The organism is Lysinibacillus sp. NPDC093190, from assembly GCF_050280425.1.
Classification (GTDB): Bacteria; Bacillota; Bacilli; order Bacillales_A; family Planococcaceae; genus Lysinibacillus.
Map to the genome: position 1 here is coordinate 81976 of NZ_JBNNVG010000005.1, position 24553 is coordinate 106528.

The following is a 24553-nucleotide window of genomic DNA, read 5'->3' on the forward strand; positions in this document are numbered from 1 at the left end:
CACCGCTCACCTACACTTTCTCACGGGCATTTTTACCAAAGATACCCGATGGTCTGAAGATTAAAATTAAAATTAAAATAACAAATGCCGCTGCATCACGCCATAGAGAGAAACCAAGTGCACTTACTAATGATTCCACAACACCGAGCAACATGCCGCCTACCATGGCACCAGGAATAATACCAATACCGCCAAGTACTGCCGCGATGAATGCTTTAACCCCTGGAATAACACCCATTAATGGATCGATTTTTGTATAGTAAACACCAAAGATAACACCTGCTGCACCAGCTAGAGCAGAACCAATTGCGAATGTCGCTGAAATTGTATTATCTACATTAATGCCCATTAAACGTGCTGCATCGGCATCATGAGAAACCGCACGCATCGCTTTCCCGATTTTTGTTTTATGTACGATGAATTGTAAAAGAACCATCAGTACAATTGCGACAGATAAAATTAATATTGATGTACTACTAATCTGAACACCGAAAACATCAAATGATTTATTAGTAATGACATCAGGATATGCCGCCGGTTGCGCACCTCTGAAGAAAATAGTAGTATATTCGATTAATAGTGATACACCGATTGCAGTAATTAAAGCTGCAATACGTGTGGCATTTCGCAAACGCTTATAAGCAATACGTTCAATTAAAACACCAAAGATTGCACAGACCACCATCGCCAATAACAGTGCTGGAAAGAAGCCAAGCTCCCATTTAGCAATTGCATAAAAGCCAATAAATGCCCCAATCATGAAGACATCGCCATGGGCAAAGTTAATCAGCTTAATAATCCCGTATACCATCGTATACCCCAGCGCTATTAATGCGTAGATACTACCTAGTGAAATACCATTCACAAGCTGCTGTATCCATTCCATGAGCGTTCACTCCTTTTTTATTTTTTGAAAAATGCAAAAATAGGACTTACTTCTATATGTTATTATTGAAAATTGAGTAAATTGTGTCCTTTTTTAAAATTTTTTACATGGTCTATCAATTTCGCTTTAGCGTAATTGCGTCCAAAGTCTATAGGCCAACAGATGTTTTTTGTGCGAAAGCGAAGCGACAGCAACAACATGATGTTGGTCACTCAGTCATCACCACAGGACGTGGCGCTCTTAGACTGAGTCCCTCTATTTCAGTAGGTGTTTGGACACTGTAGATGAACCATATCCTCATTCATCTCACCACCTTCAATGGTGGGGTCTTTTCTGAATGAAGATAAAACATAAAAAGGAAGGCGTGTTTCCCCGCCTCCCCTTGCCTAAAAAACATTAAGGATTAACTTTAGAGTTGAACACCTGTTTACCGTCTTCAAATTCAAGAACTGTTGCTGTTTTAATTGGGTTATGATTTTCGTCAACTGAGAAAGTACCTGTTACTAAAGAAAGATCTTTTGTGTCAGCTAATGCGTTTTTAATTGCTTCCCCATCCGTAGAGCCTGCACGTTTAATAGCATCAGCAATGTAGTAAATTGAGTCATAGCCAAGTGCATTGAATGCATCTGGTGCTTTATCATTGTTCGCTGCTTTAAACGCCTTTACGAAGTCTTGAATTTTTTGATCTGGGTCTTCTGCAGAGTAGTGGTTGGTGATGTACGTGTTATTTAGCGCTTTCGCACCAGCTAACTCTACTAATGTTGGTGAATCCCAACCGTCAGCCCCCATCAGTGGTACATCAATACCCATTTCACGTGCTTGTTTAACAATTAAACCGACCTCTTCATAGTATCCTGGGATAAAAATAAAGTCTGGCTTCTCTCCTTTAATATTTGTTAACTGTGTACGGAAATCAGTATCCTTCGCTACATACGCTTCTTCCTTTACAACTTTCCCGCCATTTTTTGTAATTGTTTCTTTAAATGATTTCGCTAAACCTTTTGCATAATCAGATGCATTGTCCGCAAAAATAGCTACATTTTTAGCTTTCAATTCATTAGAAGCGAAGTTTGCTGCTACAATCCCTTGGAATGGATCGATGAAACAAGTACGGAATGCATACTCATTAATGCTACCATTATCATTCACTGTAATGTTTGGAGCAGTACCAGAACCAGTAACGATTGGGATTTTATTTTTATTCGCAATTTGAACAGTAGCAACTGTATTACCAGAAGTTGCTGGGGCTAGCATTGCTACTACTTTATCTTGTGTTGCTAGTTTAAGAGCTGCTGCAGTAGCCTCTGAATTTTCAGACTTGTTATCTACTTTAATAAGATCAATTTTTTTACCGTCGATTCCGCCTTTATCATTAATTTCTTTCACTGCAAGGTCTGCACCTAGACCAATCGAAGAGCCATAGGAAGCTACGTTACCTGAAAGCTCTAAGTTTGCACCGATTTTAATAGTATCACCGTCAGAAGAACCGCCACCGCCTGATGATGATCCTCCTCCTGAACTTGAACTATCTCCGTTACCACAGCCAGCAAGAACGCCTGCAAGTAGTGAAGATGCAACTAGAAGTGAGCCAAACTTTTTAAGCTTTTTGTTCTCTCTCATAATTTTATTCCCCCTGAGTTTTTTCAAATGTTAGATATTTCTGATAATTATAAACAATCAATGGCATTTCCTCAATAACAAAAATATCCAAAATTATAATTTATAAGTATCCATAACTAAATCAATATAGTATTCAATTAAACCTTTTACATTGTAAAACATTCTTTATATTTAGTCTAGAGTGATTTTTCTGTATAATTAGTAATTTAAGAATTATCTATTAATTTAAAATAAATATTAATATAAAACTAGCATTTTCGATTTTTTTTTTTACGATAAGATCTCCTTACAAGAAGTCCGTTTTTCGAAAATTGCTAGTTCTGGGATATAAGGCACTACAACGTTCTCGGGAAGTATTAATTTGGAATTACTATTAACTATTTATTACCAGGTAAATAAAGTAACATTCGATCATAGTAAGATTATTTTTTCTAATTTGTCTTAGTCTTTAAATCTTATTAAAAAAACTTAGAGCTGGATTATTTCTACAGCTCTAAGCTTTTTTCAATGCAAACACACAGAGGCGTTCGTTAATATTTGTTTCATTTTCAAGATGAACCTCATGGATTAATTCAAAAGGCGTCCCATGATGTAAAAACTGTAAATAATCATACGGTGGGTAATATAAAATAATATGAATTTCACGCATATGCTGTTCATAAGACTCCCATATATTATGAATGACTGTCCGAAAAATATGGATTGAAAACGGATTGAAAAAAAAGAAAACCGTGTCGCATGGCTGAATAGCATAGTCCTCCGCTATTGAATGAATAAAGGAAATCGGAGCTTGAGCACTCTTTTTTTGAAGATAGCCCCTTTTATTATTCTCAGCCTCTGCATAAAAACCTGCATCCATTTCTACCCCAATTGTCGGAATATGAAATTTATCATGTACATAAATAGGGACTCTCCCTTTTCCACATCCCATATCGATAAACACTGGATTATCAGGCATTTCATACTCCAAAAATAATTGTTCTAAGCCAACATACGGAGTCGGCTCATAGCGATGATAATGAGCTAGTTTAGGGAAGCCGTATTGATCACCGACTGTGTTAATATGCAAATATTTATCAAATTGATGTTCATTCATACTATTACTCCTAAAAAAGAATGATTAATTTTAGCACGATGAAAAGCAAAAACCATACCCAAAAGTTTTGGATATGGTTATTTTTTTTTTTAACGACCTCTTCGTTTGAATTTTAAAACAAAGAGTAGTGCAACTATTAACAAGACAAAGTAAACAACCGCTGTAAGAATTGTATTTTTATCGATAACGGTTTCTTGCTTTAGTTCGTCGCCTTGGTTAGGCCACATAGGTCCTCCATTTTGGTCAGGTCGTTGCATTGGACCACCACCATTTGGTCTTTCTCCCTGATTATCGCCATTTTGATTAAATGGAGGGGCTTGTGAAGGATCAAAATCCTCTGGCATTTGATTCGGATCAAAGTCATCTGGTCTTTGCATTGGAATATTCATGTCACCAATTTCGTCTGGATTAGGCATTTCCATATTCCCTTGTGTTGTTGCTTCCACAACAAGCTCCCCAGACAGCTGCTTCAAAATAGATTCGGAGCGCTGCTTTGCAAATTCAGGAAGACTTTTTTCCCCTTCTACCGCTTCTATAAACTGTTCTGTTGTAGAAAATTTCGTAGGGTCTGCTTCCACATAAGTTGTTAATAGCAATGCTAATTTTTTGGTAATGTTCTGTACGTAATCTTCTGTTAAGTACTTAGTCGCTACCTCTTCTAAATAGCCTTCATATTTAGCACGATAATCTTCATTGGAAAGTAAGGCGTTTAATAGCGGCCGCTCCTCTAATGTTGTGCCAGATACAGGTGTAGTTACACTAAAGTTAATAGCGCTATCATCCATCAGATCCCCTGACAATCCAAATCCCATATCGAGTCCACCTTGATTCCGGTCAGCATTTGGTCGTTGCTGTTTACCATTACTCAGAGGCATCATTTCGAATTTATCATTTATCTGTGCATCATTAGGTGCTTTCATATCGGCATTGTCTTGGATTTTATTGTTGCCACCCATTCTACCACCAACGCCAAAGCCTCCAAACGACATATTAAAATCCCATGGTATAATCGAAAACACACCATTTTCCTCATACAAATAGTAATTGTGTTTCATAGTTCCCTGATAACTATCAAGATTTACGAGTGCCGTGTTTACAGCAAAATAACGCAGCATTTCATCGACATCAATATATTTTTCGATATTGCCGCCATTATTGATGGCTTTAACCATTTCAATGAATTTTGATTGATCGACATTGCCTTCGTTCGTTTTTAAGCCAATTCCCGTATAATCAGCAATATCATCACTAATATATTTCAAATCACTGCCTGTCCCATCTGGTTTAAACAAAAATCCATCATTAGAGCCGTAGTTATTTGCCAGGAATGTTTCATCCACTGCTTCTACCCCTAAAAATAAACCTCGATCCTCACCATTCACTGTGACATACATATATGAATGAGCGGGTGTAGGTAATCCCATTTGTTCCATGAGCTCATAAGAAATGTATTCTCGCATTAATGTTGTATCACTGAAATTATTGTTTAAATTTAATTTTTTCAAGCCATATAAGCTTTGTGTATTATCGTAATAATCGAAATCTATTTTTAAGCTATATCGATCCGAGTCGCTATTTACAACCGAGTTCAGTGATGAACTTCCTTTTGTACGGATAGCTACATTCTCTATTCTCTTGCCATTTACCGTGATATTAGCTTGCTTCAACTCCTTATCTGCTGCACTTTCTAGCATGTCTGTCCAATCTTCCTCGGCTATTTCAATATCTACCGTTGTTACTTTATTTTCATTAAACACAATAGACTCATAGGAAAACTCGGTATTTTTTGTTTCAATGCCTGCGTTTGGAAGCACAGCAAATACAACAACAAAGAGGAGTAGCAGAATTGCCATACAAATATAGACAACCCGTGTTTTAATCATTATCTGCACCTCTCTTCATAGTAAGAAAACTCCTCTAAAGTGGTTACTAAGCAGTGAAATTACCATCATAACTAAGCATTACTGCTGATTTTACTCCAGGTACTTTTGTAAGATTGTCCATCAGCTTTGTATCATTTTGTTTAACACGAATTTCATAGGTTGTTTCGATTTCAACATTCGACATAATAGATTTTGATTTTAAAGCGAATTTTTTAGACTGTGCCGCAATAATACGCTCCACTTCCTCACAAGCAAAATCTTCTTCAAATTTAACAATTAATAAATATGGATTTTCCACAGTAATTTTGTTCACTAGCACGAGTAGTACAAGACCAATTAGAACGGCACCGATTATAACAAGTGGAATAAATCCTGCACCACAAAGAATCCCAGAAACTATTGCCCAGAAAATATATACTAAATCCATAGGATCTTTAATAGGTGTACGGAAACGCACAATTGATAGCGCACCAACCATACCTAACGATAACAGCACATTTGAACTTATTCCCATAATCACTAGTGCTGTTGCCATCGTCATAATGAGCAGTGAAATATTGAAGGAATGAGAGTAAATCACTCCGTTAAAGGTTTTCTTGTAAACAGCGTAAATAAACAGCCCTACAAAGAACGCTACAACTAACCCTATCAGTGAATCTATTAATGAAAATGATGTTGTTTTCTCTAAAAAGCTGGATTTAAAAATATCGCTATATTTTATAGTATCCATTGTTCAACTCTCCTTTATAAATAGCCAATTAGCCGTACATACGACTAAGCTGATATTTCGAATATGCCTCAGCACGTGTATCTACTGATTGTAATAAGTACTTAATAATATCCGGTAAGTACTCATCATATTTCACTTCTAAAATAACTAAGTTTGGCTCAAGTACATCAACCATCGGTAGTTTCGGATTAAACATATCTGTATTACGTAGGCTCGACTGTACTTTACTATCAAATGTGACACGCACATTTCCAAAGGGATAGATGTAAGCCTCCCGCTCGTAATCGACAACTGTCATTGGTTTCAATTGGTTATACTTCATGTCCTGATATAAATCTTGAATTAACGCTCGTTTGTCTTCCTCCATCCAAGCAATATCCCCACCACGCATTTTTTCATATTCCTTTTGAGATATGGCACACTTCGTTTTAAAGGTTAAATTATTTCGTTTACTTTTTCGCTCCAAATTTATAGTCGTAGTGGATTTTCCATAAATTCGTACTCGATATTTATCTCGATTGATATAACCCTCTTTTTTTTCATTTAGAACTTTGTTTGCAAAGTTATCGAAATATGTGCTGCGAATTAAATACTTACCATTCGTCCCAGCATTCTTGTCTAACTGCATTACATGCCGTAGCTTAGTTTTTAGTAATGCATAGTCCGGATAGGAGATAGCCTGTTTAATCTCCTTTCGACCGTTAGGATTAAACGAAGTAATATTAGGCATATAGTTCACTCCCTACATTTTTTCAATTTTGTATTGCTCTTGTTTTTCAGCTAACCAAGACGTGTATTCGTCATTTATGCGTTCTTCAAGTACAGTCGCATAAACTTCATCTTTTATATCCTCGAATACGGCCTCTTCTGCAGGTACTTTTTCAGTTACTTTAATGATGTGATAACCATCTGACGTTTGAACAATGTCACTGATGCTACCTTTTTCAAGGCCAAATGCGGCTTCTTCAAATTTCTCATCCATTTGTCCTCGATTAATATAGCCAATTTCCCCGCCACCCTCATTCGTTGATGAATCGATTGAATATGTTTTTGCTAGCTCTTTAAAATCCTCACCAGCTTTTATTTTGGCTAGCACATCCTTTGCTGTTGCCTCATCCTCTAATAAAATATGGCTGGCTAGAACCTCTTCTTTTTGTCCATAGTTATCTTTATTGTCTTCAAAATATTGAGCTACTTCCTCATCTGATATGTCGATACTTTCAGCGATTACATTTTTTGTAAGCTGATACATACGGATATTATCCCTCACACTTTGCTCCGTCAGTCCGTTTTCCTCTAGTGTCGTTTTTAACAATTCCTCTCCACCATAAGACTCCGCTAAATTCTCATATTCTTCTTGAATAGAGTCCTCAGATACAGAAACACCCACTTTCTTCGCCTCTAGCTCAACTATTTTATTGGTAATTAGTGTATCTAGTACCTCTGTACCGTATTGTTCACGCAATGCGTCATCTAACTCTGTTTGTAAAATCTTTTCACCATCAACCTTCGCCACATAATCTTTACTCTCACCACATCCAGCTAATAGCATTAATAATGCAGCGGGTAAGGCCATCGTTCTGAGAAATCTTTTGTTTGCGGTCATCCTTGAACCCATCCTTTCTTTTGGTTTCTCGTTTACAATGCTTACTATAAAGGCCTAATGTGTCAGTCAGATGTCAGCTTTACATTTCCTTCAAAAAATCTTTACAAAAAGGCTACCACGCCTTTTAGAGCGTAGTAGCCTTTTTTAGTATTATTTCAAAGCATGTTCCTGATGAATTACTGTCAATTAGTCGTAAATCACCGCCTATAGATTGCGCCATCATTTTACTAAGTGATAATCCTAAGCCTAATCCACGGACCTGATATTTTTTATTTTCTCCTCTATAAAAACGCTCAAAAATGAATGCTTGATCTTCTTGAGGGATACCGTATCCGGTGTCCTGCACAGAAATTAAAACATCATCCGCCATTTCTTTCAGCGTTATGGTAACAATCCCTTCCACCATGGCCTGCTTTGCATTCGTTAATAGATTCGTAACAATTTGCTGTATTCTTACAACATCTACCTGAACCTCAACGGATTGTGCGAGGAAATCCATTTGTATTTTTACATTTTCGTCATCCTGCATTACTTCCCATTGTGCTGCAGCATCACGTACTAACTGATTAACATTCATTGTTTCAATCTTTACTGGGATTGCATCTACCGCAAAATGATTAAAAGCTAGCAAATCACCAACCATCGTTTTCATTTTCGTCGTTTCTACTAGTGCCATTTGAATAAATTCACTAGCATCCTGCCCTGTAACGACTCCATCTTTTACTGCCTGCAATAATCCACTAATTGACGTGACCGGTGTTTTTAGCTCGTGGGTGACGCCTGCTAATAATTCTGTTCGAGTCTTTTCTAATTGTTCTAGCTTATTCGCCATTTCCTTAAAGGAGGTAACGAGCTCATAAATTTCTTCTTCCTTAATATTTTGAGGCAAGTCAACTGTATAGTTTCCTTCTTGCACTTGCTTTGCGGCTTCGGCGACTTGTTTTATTGGATGTGCTAAACGTTTTGATAAAAAATAAATAGCACCCCACCCCAATACAGCAAGTGCCCCAATAAGTAATGCCAGTAGTCCATATGCTTGGTTAACCTTCGTTAAATTCTCCTTTTTCTCTAAGACAAGCACCCAGCCAACTTCCTTATTGTCCCTTTCAAGTTTTCTTTTTACGACATATTGAACTAACTCTTGCCCCTCACTCGTTACAGTTATTTTCTTTGTCCCTTCTTCTCCATCCAGTAAGTTGGCAACATTTTTTTCACTCCCTGGCGGCATCGGTCGATTGCTACTTACTATATTGCCTGCCGTATCTACAACATATAAAACGGGATCAATTTCTCGCATAGTAGATCGCTCACGATTACCAATAAACCCCGGAATACCGCTCATAGGTCCATTATTTTGGCCAGAAGTATCTGTTAGGCGAAATACAGTCTCGTCTGCTATAAATTCCATCATCTCAAGTCGATTTTGAAACGTCGTATGTCGAATCCATGCAGCAGAAATAAAAGAGATAATGGCTAGACCTACAAAGAGAGTTAATAAATAGCGGCTTGTCCAATAATTGCGTAAAGATATTCGCTTATTTTTTTTGAACACTTAGCTGATACCCCAATCCACGTAGTGTCTTTATTTCTCCCTCTTCCTCATTCCATTCCTTAAGTACCCTTCTTAGTCGCTTCACTGCTAAATCCACTGCTCTATCACTACCTTCATACTCCCAGCCCCAAACTTGATCTATAAGTTGATCACGTGTAAATGTTTGGTTTGGGTGTTCGGCCAAAAATAAAAGTACAGATAAATCTCTAGGCGTTAAGATGATTTCTTCTCCCTTAAGTAGCACTCGATGGGCTTTCATATCAACCTCTAGCCCACCAAAGCGTTTTATTCCTGAAGATTCATAGCTTCCTTTAGCGCGCCTTAAAACTGCCTTTACTCTTGCCACTACCTCATCAGCTATAAATGGCTTTGCAATATAATCGTCTGCTCCTTGATCGAAGCCCTCTAATCGATAATTTACATCGCCTAATGCTGTTAGCATGATAACTGGACAAGAACTAATTTCTCTAATTTCCTTTAAAATTAACCAGCCGTTTTTTTCTGGTAACATGATATCGAGTAATACTAAATCAGGCTGAACCTCTTGAAATATATCCAATGCCTGACTGCCATTAAAACATTGCATAACATCATAGCCTACTTTTTTCAAATATGCCTTCAAAACTTGGCTTATTGCATATTCGTCTTCTACTACTAATATTTTTGCCATGGCCTTTCACCTCGTCACCAGTTCATTCGTATTTTCATTATATCATCGGATTATGTCAGTTAAATGTCAGGACCTAATGAGTCTGTTCATTCTTATAGTGGCGTATATTTCTTTATTTAGGTCTTGGTTCATACATTTTAAATATCGAGCTATTTGCAATTTACATTGTTCTTCTATTGACAATGTCTTCCTAGGCGAATTATCATTGATTGCGAATGATAATCATTGATAATTCATTCATATAGTTAACTAAAAAATGATTAGGGGGGGAAAGCATGATTATTGTTACAAATCGTATTCAAGTAAAACCCGGCTTTGCTGCAAAAATGGCACCGAACTTTACAAAGCCAGGACCTCTACAGCAGTTTGAAGGCTTCCATAAAGTGGAGGTATTAGTTTCAACTGATGATCCGACTTATGACGAAATGAGCGTCAATATGTACTGGGAGTCTAAGGAACATTTCCAAGCTTGGCGTAACAGCGATGCGTTCGCTGCAGCTCATCACCGTCCTGGACAAGGCTCTGAGGGAGGAAAACCTGAAAACAGTCCAATGATTGGTAGCAAAATAGTAATAGCTGAATTAGCTTCTTCAATTGAAGCATCACGCTAACTTTCGATTTGTATACCATAACTCCACTATTTATGAGGTAGTGGGATAAAAACTAAAACATCTTCTGATTCTATCTAAAAAAATCCTGCATTTTCGAAAATGCAGGATTTTTTATTCTTGATTACATGAAAACAACTAAAACATAGCCAAGTATTGATAAACAAACCGAACCGATAAGTCCTGCAATAAACGCTTTTACGCCTAATTGTTTAAAGGTTTTTATATCTACATTTAAACCTAGTCCAGCCATCGCCATCCCAATTAAAATATAAGCGATATTTACAAATGTTTGCGCTACATTAGCTGGTACTATCCCTAACGAATTAATAGCACTCATCGCTAAAAATCCAAGAATAAACCACGGGATTATCGACAGTGAAAACCCTTCTTTTTCCTGTTCCTTTTCATTTCTCCGATATAAAATACCGATGACAATAGCTACGGGTACAAGCAATGCGACACGTGTTAGCTTAACAATAACTGCCATATCAATCGCTTCATTTCCACCAGCTGAGGCCGCTGCAATGACATGAGCAATTTCATGTAGAGTACCCCCCGCAAAAATACCATATTCAGTAGGAGTTAAGTTAAATACCGAGTATAACACCGTGTAGACTAATGTGAATACAGTCCCTAGCAATGCGACTATCGCTGCGCCCACTGCCGTTTCTTTTTCATTTGCTTTAATTTGAGGAGCAATAGCGACAACAGCAGCAGCCCCACAAATAGCTGTGCCACAAGCTGTTAATATGCCTAGCTTCTTATCAACATGAAATACCCTCGTTAAGCCATAGACAACCACTAAAGCAAATACCAGATTAATAAACGCAATAAGAAAGACACTCGCTCCAGCATTGTAAATATCCGCTAAATTTAAACGCATACCCAGAAAAATAATGCCGAGGCGTAATAATTTTTTACTTGAAAATGTTATGCCTGTTTGCCAAGAATCCTGCACCTTAAAGGCTGCTCTCCAAGCCATACCTAATATAATTGCAATGACAAGCTGCCCTAATATTGAGAAAAACGGAAATGTAGAAATATACTTTGCTACTAAGGCAATAATGAGTGTCAACAATATCCCCTTCATAAACGCTGAGGTTAGGAAACTTTTTAACCTATGCTGGCCATTATCCATGTTGTTCACTTCTTTCATCCTTGATGATTATTACTTTATTAAAAAGTTAATCATCAGTAAAATACATATATATAATCGTAATTATTAATATTTCTAATAATAGGAGTGATGATATGCAATTTGATGCTTTAAAAACGTTCATCACATTGGTGGAGGTCAATAATTTTACGAAGGCCTCCGAAATACTTCATATTTCACAGCCAAGTGTCAGTTTACACATTAAAAACTTAGAGCAAGAATTTCAAACGACCTTATTTATCCGTTCACCAAAATCTGTACAAATTACACCAACTGGAGAAATTTTATATAAACGAGCTAAGCAAATGATGGCAATCACAGAGGCGGCAAAGGAAGATATTTTAACCTATCATCATGAAATTCAAGGTACACTTGTAATTGGCGCTAGCTTTACAATTGGCGAATATATATTGCCTCCTATCATAGCGAGCTTGCAGCAGCAATTCCCTCAGCTAGAGCTTCAAGTTATTATTGGCAATACGAAAGAAATCATTCAATATACAAAATTGTTACAAGTCGATATCGGTCTTATTGAAGGACAGGCACACGACCATGAACTTTTTATTAAACCGTTTATGCAAGATGAGTTATTTATTGTCAGCGCGAGTAATCATTCTCTTGCAAAGGAATCAACTATTACGGTCGCGGACTTACAGCAACAAAATTGGGTCGCACGTGAAGAAGGCTCTGGCACACGTTATTATTTAGACCATTTATTTAGAGCAAATGGGCTCCAAGTAGGTTCACTTCTTACTATTAGTAGTAATCAAGGTGTGAAAGAAAGTGTTATTCAAGGGCTAGGACTTTCATTACTGTCTGCTAGTGTCATTGAGCGTGAATTAAAAAATGGCGATATAAAAATCTTACCTCTCGAGGACCAGCATTTTATACGAACATTTTCATATTTGTACTCACCTACGATGAAAAATAAACGCAATGTTGACATTCTTATAGAGGCACTATTAAAAAAAGCTTAGCGACTAGTAATTCGCTAAGCTTCATGTTGTTGAAAAGCTATTATGTGTCAGAAGATATATACTATGTGAAGTGGTTGATTGGAGTGGCGACTGGGCGACTCCTTGGGGATCAGCGTCACAGATGAGACCCTGCAGCGAAGCGAAGCGGCTCATCGGACGCCCCCAGGAAGCTCTGCTCTGCGCGAAAGCGAAGCGTCAGCGGCAAATGTTTTCTGTGCGAAAGCGAAGCGGCAGCAACAAAGCGCCCAGTCGGAACGGAAATCAACCTCTCGTTTTGCAGAAGAGCCATACTTTATTTAATGTGACATAGATTCCCTTCACCATTTTGGTTTTCAACACTACTCGCTAAGCTCACTTTATAATTCTTGGATTTAGACGTTTACGTTCCTGCTTATGCTCAATAATTTCTACAAATTTCAATGCTGCTCGAGATAAAGGTACGCTTTTCAAATAACACATGCCAATGCTTCGTGTTGGTATATTTTCTGTTAATGTTAGCTCATATAAAAGTCCTCGCTGCAAATAATCATTAGAAAATTCTTTCGTTACACAAGCAATCCCTAAATTACTGCGTGCAAATTCCAGCACTAGATCATGTGAACCAAGCTCGAACTCAGGTTCAATGAAGATCCCTCTTGCAAATAAATAATCTTCTACATACTTTCTTGAATTTGATTTTTTCTCTAAAAAAATAAGTGGAAACTTTAACAGATCCTCAAAGCTTAAGCTTTTTGATGCCAACGTTTTGTACTTCTCGCCGCATACAAAAATATCCTGAACCTCTGTGCAAGCGGTTAACTGTAATGTCTGATCTTCTATCGGGAAATTACAAAGTCCTATATCAACCTCACCAGATTTAATAAAGTTACAAATTTCCGAAGTCGTTCCATTTAACATTTGTAATTTTATATTTGGATACATTGTATGAAACGTCTCTAGATAAGGCATTAAAAAGAAACGAGAAATAGTGTCCCCTACCCCAATTTTCAACTGACCTGTTGTTAAATTTTTGAATTCTAGCAACTTCTCCTCACCAGCATCTAAAAGGCCTAACGCTGAATTTGTATACTCATATAAAAGTTTACCCTCAGTTGTTAATGTCACCCCTTTAGGTGTGCGATTAAAGAGACGTGTACCTAGCTCCTTTTCTAATTGCATCATGGCTTGGCTAACAGCTGGTTGAGTCATATATAAATCTTTAGCCGCACTTGAAAAGCTATTATTTTTAGCAACAATACTAAAAACGCGATATAAATCTAATTTCCCTATCATATAAGCACTCCTTATAGCTATTATACGAACTATTAATTTTACTTATATCACTAAAGGAGCGTATAGTAAAACCATATTGGTTTTATTTAACATACATTTACCTATTTAATAAGGAGAGATTATTTTGGAACGTGTAGTTGGTACAGTAGTAAGAGGTCTTCGTGGTCCAATTATTAACGAAGGCGATAATATTGAGCAAATCGTTGTTGATACAGTATTAAATGCAGCAAAGACTGAAGGTTATTCCATTGAAGATCGTGACATTGTCACAGTAACAGAATCTGTCGTAGCGCGTGCACAAGGTAACTATGCATCCATTGATGATATCGCAGCTGACGTAGCTGCTAAATTTGGTGACGATACTGTTGGCGTTATTTTTCCAATTCTAAGCCGTAATCGTTTCGCTAACTGCTTACGTGGTATTGCTAAAGGCGTAAAAAAAGTTGTTCTTATGCTTAGCTATCCATCTGACGAGGTTGGAAATCACCTAGTTGATATCGATGAGCTAGATGTAAAAGGGATCAATCCTTGGACAGATACTTTAACTGAGGTTGAATTCCGTGAGCATTTCGGCTATAAAAAACATACATTTACAGGTGTAGATTATATTGAATATTATAAAGAACTAATCGAAGCTGAAGGCGCTTCTTGTGAAGTGATTTTTTCAAATAACCCAAAAACAATTTTAGCTTTTACGAAGAGTGTTTTAACTTGTGATATTCATACACGCTTACGTACAAAACGTATTTTAATGGCAAATGGCGCTGAAAAAGTATACAGTCTTGATAATATTTTATCTGAATCTAATAATGGTTCTGGCTTTAATGCGGAGTATGGTCTACTTGGTTCAAATAAAGCTACTGAAGATAGCGTAAAACTATTCCCACATACTTGCCAACCGATTGTTGATGGCATCCAAAAAAAAATCAAAGAAGCTACTGGTAAAACAGTTGAAGTAATGGTTTATGGTGATGGTGCATTCAAAGATCCAGTGGGTAAAATTTGGGAGTTAGCTGACCCGGTTGTTTCACCCGCTTTCACTGTTGGATTAGATGGCACGCCAAACGAAGTAAAACTAAAATACTTAGCAGATAACGATTTTGCCGATCTTCGCGGCGAAGAATTAAAAGCAGCAATTTCTGAGTATATCCAAAACAAAGATGAAGATTTAACTGGGAAAATGGCTGCTCAAGGTACAACGCCTCGTCGTTTAACAGACCTAATTGGCTCTCTTTCAGATTTAACTTCAGGTTCAGGTGACAAAGGAACACCGATGATTTATATACAAGGTTATTTCGATAACTATACTAAATAATTTTCAAAAAAGTGCGAGCTGGTTGCTCGCACTTTTTTTACTAAAATATTCATTAGTTTTATATATTAATTCACTTTTGAAACACTAAATATTACACCAGCAGCTTGATCATATTTTAAATTATATCGAATCGTATTTTTCTCTACAGTTGTTTCATTCTTTTGATATTCATAACTTTCGTCAAACAAACGTAAATCCTTCAAAACAGCGCCTATCCCGTTTGGGTTTAAGTCAGGGTTTGTCATACCAATTAACAATCCCATAGAAAGTATGATATCCATTCCTTCGCCTTGCCCCACCATAACCAACTCATGTACTGCGCCTTTTTCATCAATATTTTCAATTAAAGTAATATCCTTACCCAATTTCGAAGTAATTGTTTCTTCTTCTTTTTTTATATTTTCAAGAGAATATGAGAAGTCTAGTTTTTTTACTTCTTTATTGAATACCTCTATAAATTCTTCTTGATTATTATAAAGAGGCAGCGTTGTTGCCATTCCAATTATCATCGGAGAGACAAAGTAGACACCGGCTATTACGGTAGCTATAGTACGTTTCATTTTAGTAAGCCGTCCCTGTTTCCACATAAGAAATACACCCAAAGGAGGAAAAATAATTAACCAAAACCACATAAACCAAGCTGTTTTAAAAATCGGGGTTCTAAGTTTTAACTCTGATTTATGCAGCATCTTTCTTTCCCCCCTTTAACAATTCTTCAATGTTAACATTAAATATAAATTTCCTAGTATTATCTGTACCCTCATGTAAGGAGTCTTTTAATATATTTACAATATTTTCATCATAAGGTGCGTTGTTTTCATCTTCCATTAAATAATTAAAAAGAGACGTCCCTTCAAAATCAGTTGTCTTAATATCAAAACTTTTTTGTAGTAATTGTTCGCCTTGTATTCGCTGGATTTTCTTTTGATATTGTGAGATTAATGTTGGCGTTTCTGTTTTTTTGACCAATAATTTATAAAGCTTTTTAGCATCCCCATACTGCTTTTGGTGAAATGCTTCTTCTGCATCACTCGTTAAAGACTCTACCGTTTCATTATAAAAAGATTTAATTTTATCTAAATCTTTTATCTTCTGAGCCTCTTGGATAAAGCCGAAAGTTTTTTCGTAATCTTTTTCATCTCTAGCATTTGTTGCTTTATTAAGCAATTCATTGATTTTCTCATTCTCTTCTATTTGTTTTAATAAACCATTAACCTTTAGCTTTATCTCGTCGCTAGCATGTCGATTTTCTTTTATATAAATCGCATAATCTTTAGCGATTGAATAATCCCCTGCATTACCCTTAGATTCAGCCAACTGATAAATAGCATTCATAGAATTTTGAATAAGACTATCTGTCTTACTACTACTTTTATTCAATTCATAAATCTTTTCAAGTTCAGTAATAGCTTTCTTATAATCTCCACTATTATATAAATCCGTTGCTGTTGTGTAATAGTTTTCCGCCTTCACTTGATCCTCATCCACTTTTGGCTCTGGCGTTGAGGTTACAGATTTTGTTGGGGCAGGCTTTGATGTACTACTGCTACCACTGGATGCACCACTACTACCGTTGGATGTACTACCGCCATTATGATAATGATACTCTCCATTTTTTAATCCCCATTTTGCGCAGTTAGTTCGACAGGTATGTCCTCCATTGCTATCAGTTCTGCCTGGATGGGCACTTGCTGTATACGGTAACAGAAGTAAAAAACAGCATGCTAAAATACTAATTATCGACAAATAAACATTTTTCACCATTTTTACCTCCTATTTATAATAATTACTATATTTTATCTTATATCATGTTTCCCATGACGTATAGTACGATTTTTCTATTCTCCATTCCGATCTAAAAAAATTAAATAATAAAAGTGACAAATGGGAGTGCGTTTAGTTTTTGAGGAAAAAGTCTAAAAGATGGTAGCTATACTAAATTATTTATTTAAAAAATGTAATACTTCCCCACGAATCCCCACGAAGCAGAAGGTTAATCTATCCTGTTCATAGAAAAACCCCCTAAGTATCCTTTTTACATTGTCTACTTAGAGGGAATAAATTCTATTATGTCTTTTCATTTAGTGAGGTTGACAGGAATCGAACCTGTAAGTCCCTATTCAGCAAAGGGACTCGCTGCCACTGCATACTTCCTCATATTTATTATATATTATTAATTTCATGTTAAAGAATTACATTGTTCTCAGTCCTTTTGTTTTATAGTAGATTCAATCTTTTCAAATAAAGCTTATTTCAATTGATTAGGAATCACTTCTTCATTTAACCAGTGCTCGCTTGTTCGAACATGATTCTGTCTCACAAATTTCCCTAGATTATATCGAAAATCATCATGATGGAAGGCAGCCGCGTTTCTAATAACATACCCTTCCTGCTCACCCCCAAGAAGCGATTTTCCTGTAAACGTCTTCTTTATTTTTTCTTCATCGAAAATACCTCGATATAATACAGGTACCGTTTCAATCCCCCATTCAGCTGCATAACGGACTGTTTCATCCCAGCTTAAACAAATATTTTTTTCGTTCCAAATACTAAATAAATAAAAGTAACTAGTTAACTCATTGTAGTAAATGGAGTGCTTGGCATAAATATTTTCACCACATAATCTCCAACCTTCTGGAATCTGGAAGGCAAATGTAGCATGAAACGTTTTTACCCAATGCCTCGACGGATGATCTCCTGAATTTAAGCTTCTAGCATGCATATAGTGTTGATAAAGTGTTGTTCCTTCCCCGTCTAATTTTTCGGTTACAACTACCTCTTTTCCAATAAAATGATCAACATTTTTAGCAACCTTATCATCATGTGTATATCCTCTACTCCACGGCAAATGAAAGCTTCTTGGATATTTCATCAAATTGGTCATAAACTCACTTCCTTTGTTTACGTCTACTTCGCAAATTGATCTGCTTCACGAAAGAAATAAAGCTTTGTTAATAAGTCACCATCTAATAAATGATAAATCTTACTCGAACCCTTATCGCCCCCATATTGAATTAACATATGAAATTGCACTAAATTAACAACCTTTAAAACAAAGTCTTCTTCAAAGCCAAGCTCTAATAAAAAATGGCATACCATTTGAGCAGATACATTTTCATGTCCATAATATCCATATCTTTGTTGTAATTCTTTATATTTTTTACAAAATGGTTTGCCTACATCATGGAATAAAGCAGCTATTTGTAGTGCTAACTTGTCACTCTCCATATAGTATTCGTTCATATATTCATAAACAAAATACGTATGCTGGCAAAGTAAAAATTGATGATAAGGATTTTCTTGATTAAATTGATAAACCTCTTTAAATGGTTGGACAGATCTCAACTTTTGAAAAAGCTCATCATATGTGGGTTCGCTTTGGATTAGTGAAAGAAATTGCTCTTTTGAGATTTCATACGGACTCGCTTCATGTACAATATGTACCTCTTCAAATCCTTCCCCCACTATCGGAAACTCTAAATTCTTCCTCATTTTATCCATTATCACTAACGGAACTTTTCTCTTTCTTTGTTGATTTCTTGTTATACACAACGTATAAGGTACATCAAAATAATAGCATATCACCTTCACATCACTAGACAATTTACCCAGTGCAAATATCCTACGTTCCCGTTCGATATTTGTTGCATCAACAATGACAGATTGACCTTTAGCCAAAAATTCATTTAAACGCTCATACAAAACACGAAATACTATTCGCGATTTCTGTCTTGAAACGTCACCAAATAACTCTTGACGTATGGCATCACTTGAAAGAACAACTGCATTTTCGCTTTTCGCTAGCCCTCTAACAAACGTGCTCTTGCCGCTTCCAGGTAACCCAACCGTAAATATCACCTTCATTTTCTCACCCCCTTTCAAGTGTCTATATCGTTTCTAGAAACATATTCTTTAGTTAGCAATTAACATCTATCCCTTTTACTCGCGGAGCTGTTTTTTATCAAAAATCAATCATCCACTTAACTCTAAAGTATAGGGATTAATTTTTAAGGGTTAAAATGATATAAGTCGGACATAACATTTGTTGAAACGTATACCATGAATATAAGTTAAACGGAGCAGAGGCTAGGCATCTCCCCGGGTCACAGATGAGCCCCCGGATCGAGCGAGTATTAGAACGGAGACTAAGAACATCACGTCCTGCGATAACACCTTCGTGACCAACATCGTCGTGTTGCTGTCGCTTTGCTTTCGCACAGAGAAAACATTTGCTGCTGACGCTGTGTTAGTCACTACACTTTCGCACAGAAAACACTCGTCGGCCCAAGTGGCTCATCGGACGCCCAAGGAAAGCGCTGGCCGGAACGGAGATCACTTATATACATGATGTCATACCAAAATTTCGGAGACTATCCATAAAAAGCAACATTCTTCAAAAGGGGAAATTTGACTATAAAAAAGACTGCTCCACCTTTTGCGGAACAGTCTTTTTTATTAAAAAATTGATTTTCTCTTATAAGTTTATTGTATCATAAATTTGCCAAAAATACTAGACTATACTTCTTTCTGAACTAGCTGTATGATAAATTTCCCGATTCTAAATCCATATTGAAAGGAATGTGAGTAACATTGGAAAAGCAATATGAATGGACAGAAGAAAAACAGTATCTTGTTCTTTGTTTAAACACAGTTGGCCACAAAAAAGAGGAATTACTACAAAAAGAACAGACTGTTAAAGACAATGTTTTAACGTTAAAGAAAACCTTTTGGGATGACGTTAGAGTGAATTTAGATACGCCTGAGGATCTAGACGAAACCTTTTATGCTATCAAACAACAGGCAGAGCTCTTATCTGATTCCCAGCATGCTCAGCAACGTGTCATCAAGGATGTAAAAATTTATGACCGTTTACAGCAATCACCCTATTTTGCTCGCATTGATTTTTTACAGGATGGTCATAACGAACCTTTAAATATTTATATTGGTGTAGCAACCTTAATGGATGAAGAGAACGAAAACATATTAATTTATGATTGGCGAGCCCCGATATCAAGTATGTATTATGATTTCACGCCTGGCCCAGCTACTTATGAAACGGCGACTGAAGAAATCCAAGGTGAGATGCTTTTAAAACGGCAATTTATCATTAAAAATGGTCAATTACAATCAATGTTTAATACAGGTTTAACTATTGGTGATGATTTATTACTCGATATTCTCGCTCAAAATGCAAACGAACATATCCGTAGTATCGTAGCAACAATTCAAGCTGAGCAAAATCAAATTATTCGACATGTCAACACTCCTTATCTAATCGTAGAGGGTGTCGCGGGTAGTGGAAAAACGGCTGTTGCTCTCCAACGTGTTGCTTATTTGTTGTATCATTATCGAGACCAGATTACCGCAGATCAAATTTTATTGATTACACCTAACCAGCTATTTAATCAATATGTTAATACGGTTTTACCGGATTTAGGTGAAGATAATATGCAGCAATTAACCTTCTCCGAATATGCAACAAAACGTTTAGGTCGACAGTTCCAATTGGAATATCCTTATGAACAATTGGAGTCACTTTTAACAGAGAAAGATGACTCACTCTACCAAACGAAGCTTACGATTATTTCTTTTAAAGCTAGCCTCCAATATCGAGAACTGATGGACAAATATATTGATTATCTTGCAAATGAAGGTTTGCTGTTTAAAAATATTGTTTTTCGCGGAGAAAGAATTATTACCGCTCAAGAAATTGCTGAATATTTTTATTCGTTCAATTCCACAATTCCTATCCCAAATCGACTACAATTGGTAAAAGAATGGTTATTACAACAATTATCGAAAATTGAAAAAGCAGAACGTACGAAAGAATGGGTAGAAGAAGCTAGTGAACTTTTAGACATTGAAGAGTATACAAAAACCTATAGCGAGCTTTTACAGGAAGGTCGTTTTACAGAAAACACCTTTGATGATTTTGAGCAAGAGCGTAAGAAAATAGCTATCCAAATTGTCAAAAAGCAGTTCAAGCCACTTCGTCAATCTGTGAAACAATTAAAGTTCGTTCATATGTTAGGCATTTATCGTCAATTGTTTGAAATGAACAACACTCTTCATCAGTACTTACAGAACTTTTTACCCGACCAATGGGAAGAAATCTGTCAACATACACTCCCTAACTTAGCAAAGCGCATTATTTCGTATGAAGATGCTGCTCCATTTTTATACTTACAGGACAAGATAGAAGGTCAACGAACAAATACGATGATTCGTCATGTTTTAATTGATGAAGCACAGGACTATTCTCCATTTCAGCTATTTGTATTACAACAATTATTCCCACGTGCACGTATGACTATATTGGGTGATGGACATCAAACTATCCATCCTCATACATTTAAAAATCCTTCACTGCTGACACCACAATTGTATGGTGAACAAGCAGAAAAAATGATATTAACGAAAAGTTATCGCTCAACAAAACAAATTATCCACCTTACTTCGAAGATTTTACATGAGGACGCCAAAGTAGAAGCCTTTAATAGAACTGGTCCCGAACCAACTATCACGATTGTTCCGAATGAAATAGATTTAATTGAACAGCTTGTCGAAAAAATTAACAACTTGTCCCAAAATTTCGAAACGATTGCAGTCATCTGTAAAACAGAGCAAGAGTGTACGAAGGTTTTTGATAAAATGAAAGACCAAGTAGATATCCAACTCATTACCCATCATACAACACAATTTAAAAAAGGTATTTTACTGTTACCCGCTTATATGGCAAAAGGAATTGAATTCGATGCTGTCTTGCTATACAATGCCTCCGCAGCTAATTATTCTAGAGAAACAGAACGTAATTATTTCTACACAGCTTGTACACGAGCGATGCACGAATTGCATATCTACTCAATTAATGAGTTAACACATTTTTTAAAGCTTTAACCATTACAAAAGGAGAATCTGTAGGCTTCCATTGACACTCCATGGTAGGATTGCAGATTCTCTTCTTGTTTTTTTATTATCTTTAAATGTAGTACGTATAATCCTCTGGAATAACACGTTTTAAGAATTTCTTCGTGCGCTCCTCTTTCGGATTAACAAATATATCATGAGGACTTCCTTCCTCTACAACGACACCACCATCCATAAAAATCACACGATTTGCTACGTCTTTTGCAAAGCCCATTTCATGTGTGACAACAAGCATCGTTGTTCCTTCTGCTGCAATGTTCTTCATAACCTGAAGGACCTCTCCTACTAGTTCAGGATCAAGTGCAGAAGTCGGTTCATCAAATAAAATAATATCAGGATTTAACGCTACTGCTCGTGCAATACCAACTCGCTGCTGCTGACCTCCAGACAATTGACTTGGATAGGCATCATATTTTTCTGATAAGCCTACTTTATCAAGCGCCTTTTTGCCAATTTCAATCGCTTCTGCCTTTGGAATTTTACGTCCTATAATAAGCCCTTCTGTCACATTTTCTAGCGCTGTTTTATTCGTGAAAAGATTATAGTTTTGAAATACAAAGGCTACTCGTTGACGAATGGAATGTACGTCCTTCTTCTTCACATTTTGAAAATCTACTTGGATATCACCAAATGTCGCATGTCCTTGGTCAGCTTTCTCTAAAAAGTTAATGCAACGTAATAATGTTGTTTTTCCTGAGCCGCTGGGACCTAAAATAACAACAACATCACCTTTATCAATAGCTAAATCGACACCCTTTAAAATTTCATTGTCACCAAATGATTTATGGATATTTTTAATTTCTAACATACTCGTTCACCCCTTAGGCTTTTGCCACTTTGAATTTACTTAAATGTTTTTCATAACGTTTAAAAATGTATTCAACCGTACTACATAAAATTAAGTACACAATGAAAATATCAATATATGCTTCTACGTAATTGTAGCCAACATTTGCAGCTACCTTAGCCTTTAATGTAATTTCAGGTAAGGACATTGCATAGCCTAAAGACGTCGCTTTAATGAGATTGACTGTAGCCGTACAAATATTAGGCATAGCTACTACTAAAGCCTGTGGAATAATAATACGGCGATAAGCTTGAAATGTAGATAAGCCTACTGCATGAGCAGCTTCTAGCTGACCTTTTTCAATCGTACTTAAAGCAGAACGAAATACCTCTATTAAAATTGCCGTTGTACTAAATGCGAAGACGATAAATGCATACCAAATCGGATTGATTTTATAAATATCATAGGCAATATTATATTTTTCAAAAATCATTTTAAGTAGTAATGGGATACTACTATAAATAATAAAGATTTGAATGATTATAGGTGTACCTCGAACAAAGGAGACATAAATTTTTGCTATATGATGGATTATTGGGATTTTATTGACCCGTGTTAGTGCTAATAGAAAGCCAAGTGGTAAAGCAACAAGCATAGCAACAATTGTCACAAGGAGTGCGATAGGTACACCTGATAATGCAACAAAAAATGTTTCAACTAAAAATTGATAATTCATGGTTACGCCTCCTTACGTTGTTTCTAATGTCTTTTTCCCCTTACCAAAGAACTTTTCTAACATAGCGAAGAATTTTTCAATAATAATCGACAGCACCCAATAAACAATCGCTAAAGCAATATATATTTCTAATGCATGTGCATTAATATTACTTGCGATAATTAAATTTGCCTTTCCGACAATATCAATTAAACCGATTGTATAAGCGAGCGCCCCTTCTTGTAATAACGCAATCATTCCATTCCCAAAGTTCGGTAAAGCGATCACGAGTGCCTGTGGGAAAACAATACGTCGATAGGCTTGAAATGGAGTCAATCCCACACTAACAGCCGCTTCAAATTGCCCTTTATTTATGGCTAAATAGGCAGAACGAATAACCTCTGACATAATCGCTGCAAATTGTAAAGTGAACGTCACGACTACGAAAATGGCTGTATCGATTGAATGGAGATTTATGCCGAAGTTTTCCGCTAACGCTGGAACACCATAATATACGAGGAATAATAAAACGATAGATGGCGTACAGCGCATAATCGTAGTATATAAATTCGCTAATGTTTGCAGTAATTTTATTGAACTTAACTTGGCAGCCGCTAATAGTAAGCCAAATATTGTGCCTAGTACAATGGAAGACCCTGCAATTAAGAAGGTAACTTTTAAAAACGGCAGTAATACAGGAATTGAGTTCCAAATGTATGATGCATCAAAATACTTTTCCATTTCCTCACC

General features: G+C 36.4%; 22 protein-coding genes. 4 read left to right on the top strand and 18 right to left on the bottom strand.

Going from position 1 to position 24553, the window contains the following annotated elements; translation table 11 throughout:
* Positions 1-10: 10 nt before the first annotated feature.
* The 9 genes from ACQKOF_RS06120 to ACQKOF_RS06160 all read right to left on the bottom strand — a co-directional run bounded on the left by ACQKOF_RS06120 (position 11) and on the right by ACQKOF_RS06160 (position 10043).
* Positions 11-886: a branched-chain amino acid ABC transporter permease gene (locus ACQKOF_RS06120; RefSeq protein ID WP_053482855.1), complete on the bottom strand. Its 876-nt coding sequence runs from the start codon at positions 884-886 to the stop codon at positions 11-13.
* Between the two features lie 396 nt (positions 887-1282).
* Positions 1283-2506 (bottom strand): ABC transporter substrate-binding protein, encoded by a 1224-nt coding sequence (locus ACQKOF_RS06125; protein WP_427554607.1) that lies wholly within the window; start codon positions 2504-2506, stop codon positions 1283-1285.
* Between the two features lie 493 nt (positions 2507-2999).
* Complete coding sequence (locus ACQKOF_RS06130; RefSeq protein ID WP_427554609.1) at positions 3000-3602, bottom strand: class I SAM-dependent methyltransferase; 603 nt, start codon at positions 3600-3602, stop codon at positions 3000-3002.
* Positions 3603-3691: 89 nt separating this feature from the next.
* Positions 3692-5485, bottom strand: coding sequence for a CotH kinase family protein (locus ACQKOF_RS06135; protein WP_427554611.1), 1794 nt, complete (start codon positions 5483-5485; stop codon positions 3692-3694).
* Between the two features lie 46 nt (positions 5486-5531).
* Positions 5532-6215, bottom strand: a complete 684-nt coding sequence (locus tag ACQKOF_RS06140; RefSeq protein WP_370043922.1) for a DUF4956 domain-containing protein — start codon at positions 6213-6215, stop codon at positions 5532-5534.
* A 28-nt stretch (positions 6216-6243) separates the two neighbouring features.
* Positions 6244-6945: a polyphosphate polymerase domain-containing protein gene (locus tag ACQKOF_RS06145; RefSeq protein WP_427554613.1), complete on the bottom strand. Its 702-nt coding sequence runs from the start codon at positions 6943-6945 to the stop codon at positions 6244-6246.
* A gap of 12 nt (positions 6946-6957) precedes the next feature.
* Positions 6958-7821 (bottom strand): peptidylprolyl isomerase, encoded by an 864-nt coding sequence (locus ACQKOF_RS06150; protein WP_427554615.1) that lies wholly within the window; start codon positions 7819-7821, stop codon positions 6958-6960.
* A gap of 124 nt (positions 7822-7945) precedes the next feature.
* A complete protein-coding gene (locus ACQKOF_RS06155; RefSeq protein WP_427554617.1) occupies positions 7946-9373 on the bottom strand; it encodes a HAMP domain-containing sensor histidine kinase in 1428 nt (475 codons plus the stop codon).
* The gene (locus ACQKOF_RS06160; RefSeq protein WP_427554619.1) at positions 9357-10043 is read right to left on the bottom strand and encodes a response regulator transcription factor; all 687 of its coding nucleotides are present in this window, start codon (positions 10041-10043) and stop codon (positions 9357-9359) included. The genes ACQKOF_RS06155 and ACQKOF_RS06160 overlap by 17 nt, the downstream gene beginning before the upstream one ends.
* 275 nt (positions 10044-10318) lie before the next feature.
* On the opposite strand from ACQKOF_RS06160, the gene ACQKOF_RS06165 reads away from it, so the two are divergent.
* Positions 10319-10654, top strand: coding sequence for a heme oxygenase (locus ACQKOF_RS06165; RefSeq protein ID WP_053482858.1), 336 nt, complete (start codon positions 10319-10321; stop codon positions 10652-10654).
* Positions 10655-10775: 121 nt separating this feature from the next.
* Here ACQKOF_RS06165 and ACQKOF_RS06170 read toward each other — a convergent pair whose 3' ends face one another.
* The gene (locus tag ACQKOF_RS06170; RefSeq protein ID WP_427554777.1) at positions 10776-11792 is read right to left on the bottom strand and encodes a YeiH family protein; all 1017 of its coding nucleotides are present in this window, start codon (positions 11790-11792) and stop codon (positions 10776-10778) included.
* A 113-nt stretch (positions 11793-11905) separates the two neighbouring features.
* On the opposite strand from ACQKOF_RS06170, the gene ACQKOF_RS06175 reads away from it, so the two are divergent.
* A complete protein-coding gene (locus ACQKOF_RS06175) occupies positions 11906-12787 on the top strand; it encodes a LysR family transcriptional regulator (protein ID WP_427554621.1) in 882 nt (293 codons plus the stop codon).
* Between the two features lie 351 nt (positions 12788-13138).
* Here ACQKOF_RS06175 and ACQKOF_RS06180 read toward each other — a convergent pair whose 3' ends face one another.
* The gene (locus ACQKOF_RS06180; RefSeq protein WP_427554623.1) at positions 13139-14059 is read right to left on the bottom strand and encodes a LysR family transcriptional regulator; all 921 of its coding nucleotides are present in this window, start codon (positions 14057-14059) and stop codon (positions 13139-13141) included.
* Between the two features lie 124 nt (positions 14060-14183).
* On the opposite strand from ACQKOF_RS06180, the gene ACQKOF_RS06185 reads away from it, so the two are divergent.
* Complete coding sequence (locus ACQKOF_RS06185; RefSeq protein WP_427554625.1) at positions 14184-15374, top strand: coenzyme F420-0:L-glutamate ligase; 1191 nt, start codon at positions 14184-14186, stop codon at positions 15372-15374.
* Between the two features lie 65 nt (positions 15375-15439).
* Here the strand turns inward: ACQKOF_RS06185 and ACQKOF_RS06190 are convergent, their stop codons facing one another.
* From ACQKOF_RS06190 to ACQKOF_RS06205, 4 genes are all read right to left on the bottom strand, one after another.
* The gene (locus ACQKOF_RS06190; RefSeq protein WP_427554627.1) at positions 15440-16063 is read right to left on the bottom strand and encodes a hypothetical protein; all 624 of its coding nucleotides are present in this window, start codon (positions 16061-16063) and stop codon (positions 15440-15442) included.
* Positions 16053-17138, bottom strand: coding sequence for a YHYH domain-containing protein (locus ACQKOF_RS06195; RefSeq protein WP_427554629.1), 1086 nt, complete (start codon positions 17136-17138; stop codon positions 16053-16055). The genes ACQKOF_RS06190 and ACQKOF_RS06195 overlap by 11 nt, the downstream gene beginning before the upstream one ends.
* Before the next feature lie 484 nt (positions 17139-17622).
* Positions 17623-18258 (bottom strand): RNA ligase family protein, encoded by a 636-nt coding sequence (locus tag ACQKOF_RS06200; protein ID WP_427554631.1) that lies wholly within the window; start codon positions 18256-18258, stop codon positions 17623-17625.
* Between the two features lie 23 nt (positions 18259-18281).
* The gene (locus ACQKOF_RS06205) at positions 18282-19238 is read right to left on the bottom strand and encodes an AAA family ATPase (RefSeq protein ID WP_427554633.1); all 957 of its coding nucleotides are present in this window, start codon (positions 19236-19238) and stop codon (positions 18282-18284) included.
* Between the two features lie 726 nt (positions 19239-19964).
* Here ACQKOF_RS06205 and helD point away from each other — a divergent pair.
* Positions 19965-22271: an RNA polymerase recycling motor HelD gene (gene helD, locus ACQKOF_RS06210; RefSeq protein ID WP_427554635.1), complete on the top strand. Its 2307-nt coding sequence runs from the start codon at positions 19965-19967 to the stop codon at positions 22269-22271.
* A gap of 82 nt (positions 22272-22353) precedes the next feature.
* Here the strand turns inward: helD and ACQKOF_RS06215 are convergent, their stop codons facing one another.
* Genes ACQKOF_RS06215 through ACQKOF_RS06225 form a run of 3 tightly spaced genes read right to left on the bottom strand, consistent with a single transcriptional unit; the run spans position 22354 to position 24544 of the window.
* Positions 22354-23109: an amino acid ABC transporter ATP-binding protein gene (locus tag ACQKOF_RS06215; protein ID WP_387084875.1), complete on the bottom strand. Its 756-nt coding sequence runs from the start codon at positions 23107-23109 to the stop codon at positions 22354-22356.
* A gap of 13 nt (positions 23110-23122) precedes the next feature.
* On the bottom strand, positions 23123-23824 hold the full coding sequence (locus ACQKOF_RS06220; protein ID WP_427554637.1) for an amino acid ABC transporter permease: 702 nt from the start codon (positions 23822-23824) through the stop codon (positions 23123-23125).
* 12 nt (positions 23825-23836) lie between these two features.
* Entirely contained in the window at positions 23837-24544 is a 708-nt protein-coding gene (locus ACQKOF_RS06225; RefSeq protein ID WP_427554639.1) for an amino acid ABC transporter permease, read from the bottom strand.
* Positions 24545-24553: the final 9 nt, after the last annotated feature.

Bases quoted from the DNA above. Each gene is read 5' to 3' on its own strand.
- ACQKOF_RS06180 (WP_427554623.1), bottom strand. From the start codon at position 14,059: ATGATAGGGAAATTAGATTTATATCGCGTTTTTAGTATTGTTGCTAAA.
- ACQKOF_RS06135 (WP_427554611.1), bottom strand. From the start codon at position 5,485: ATGATTAAAACACGGGTTGTCTATATTTGTATGGCAATTCTGCTACTC.
- ACQKOF_RS06170 (WP_427554777.1), bottom strand. From the start codon at position 11,792: ATGGATAATGGCCAGCATAGGTTAAAAAGTTTCCTAACCTCAGCGTTT.
- ACQKOF_RS06140 (WP_370043922.1), bottom strand. From the start codon at position 6,215: ATGGATACTATAAAATATAGCGATATTTTTAAATCCAGCTTTTTAGAG.
- ACQKOF_RS06225 (WP_427554639.1), bottom strand. From the start codon at position 24,544: ATGGAAAAGTATTTTGATGCATCATACATTTGGAACTCAATTCCTGTA.
- ACQKOF_RS06145 (WP_427554613.1), bottom strand. From the start codon at position 6,945: ATGCCTAATATTACTTCGTTTAATCCTAACGGTCGAAAGGAGATTAAA.
- ACQKOF_RS06190 (WP_427554627.1), bottom strand. From the start codon at position 16,063: ATGCTGCATAAATCAGAGTTAAAACTTAGAACCCCGATTTTTAAAACA.
- ACQKOF_RS06150 (WP_427554615.1), bottom strand. From the start codon at position 7,821: ATGACCGCAAACAAAAGATTTCTCAGAACGATGGCCTTACCCGCTGCA.
- ACQKOF_RS06195 (WP_427554629.1), bottom strand. From the start codon at position 17,138: ATGGTGAAAAATGTTTATTTGTCGATAATTAGTATTTTAGCATGCTGT.
- ACQKOF_RS06125 (WP_427554607.1), bottom strand. From the start codon at position 2,506: ATGAGAGAGAACAAAAAGCTTAAAAAGTTTGGCTCACTTCTAGTTGCA.
- ACQKOF_RS06160 (WP_427554619.1), bottom strand. From the start codon at position 10,043: ATGGCAAAAATATTAGTAGTAGAAGACGAATATGCAATAAGCCAAGTT.
- ACQKOF_RS06205 (WP_427554633.1), bottom strand. From the start codon at position 19,238: ATGAAGGTGATATTTACGGTTGGGTTACCTGGAAGCGGCAAGAGCACG.
- ACQKOF_RS06220 (WP_427554637.1), bottom strand. From the start codon at position 23,824: ATGAATTATCAATTTTTAGTTGAAACATTTTTTGTTGCATTATCAGGT.
- ACQKOF_RS06215 (WP_387084875.1), bottom strand. From the start codon at position 23,109: ATGTTAGAAATTAAAAATATCCATAAATCATTTGGTGACAATGAAATT.
- ACQKOF_RS06200 (WP_427554631.1), bottom strand. From the start codon at position 18,258: ATGACCAATTTGATGAAATATCCAAGAAGCTTTCATTTGCCGTGGAGT.
- ACQKOF_RS06130 (WP_427554609.1), bottom strand. From the start codon at position 3,602: ATGAATGAACATCAATTTGATAAATATTTGCATATTAACACAGTCGGT.
- ACQKOF_RS06165 (WP_053482858.1), top strand. From the start codon at position 10,319: ATGATTATTGTTACAAATCGTATTCAAGTAAAACCCGGCTTTGCTGCA.
- ACQKOF_RS06175 (WP_427554621.1), top strand. From the start codon at position 11,906: ATGCAATTTGATGCTTTAAAAACGTTCATCACATTGGTGGAGGTCAAT.
- ACQKOF_RS06120 (WP_053482855.1), bottom strand. From the start codon at position 886: ATGGAATGGATACAGCAGCTTGTGAATGGTATTTCACTAGGTAGTATC.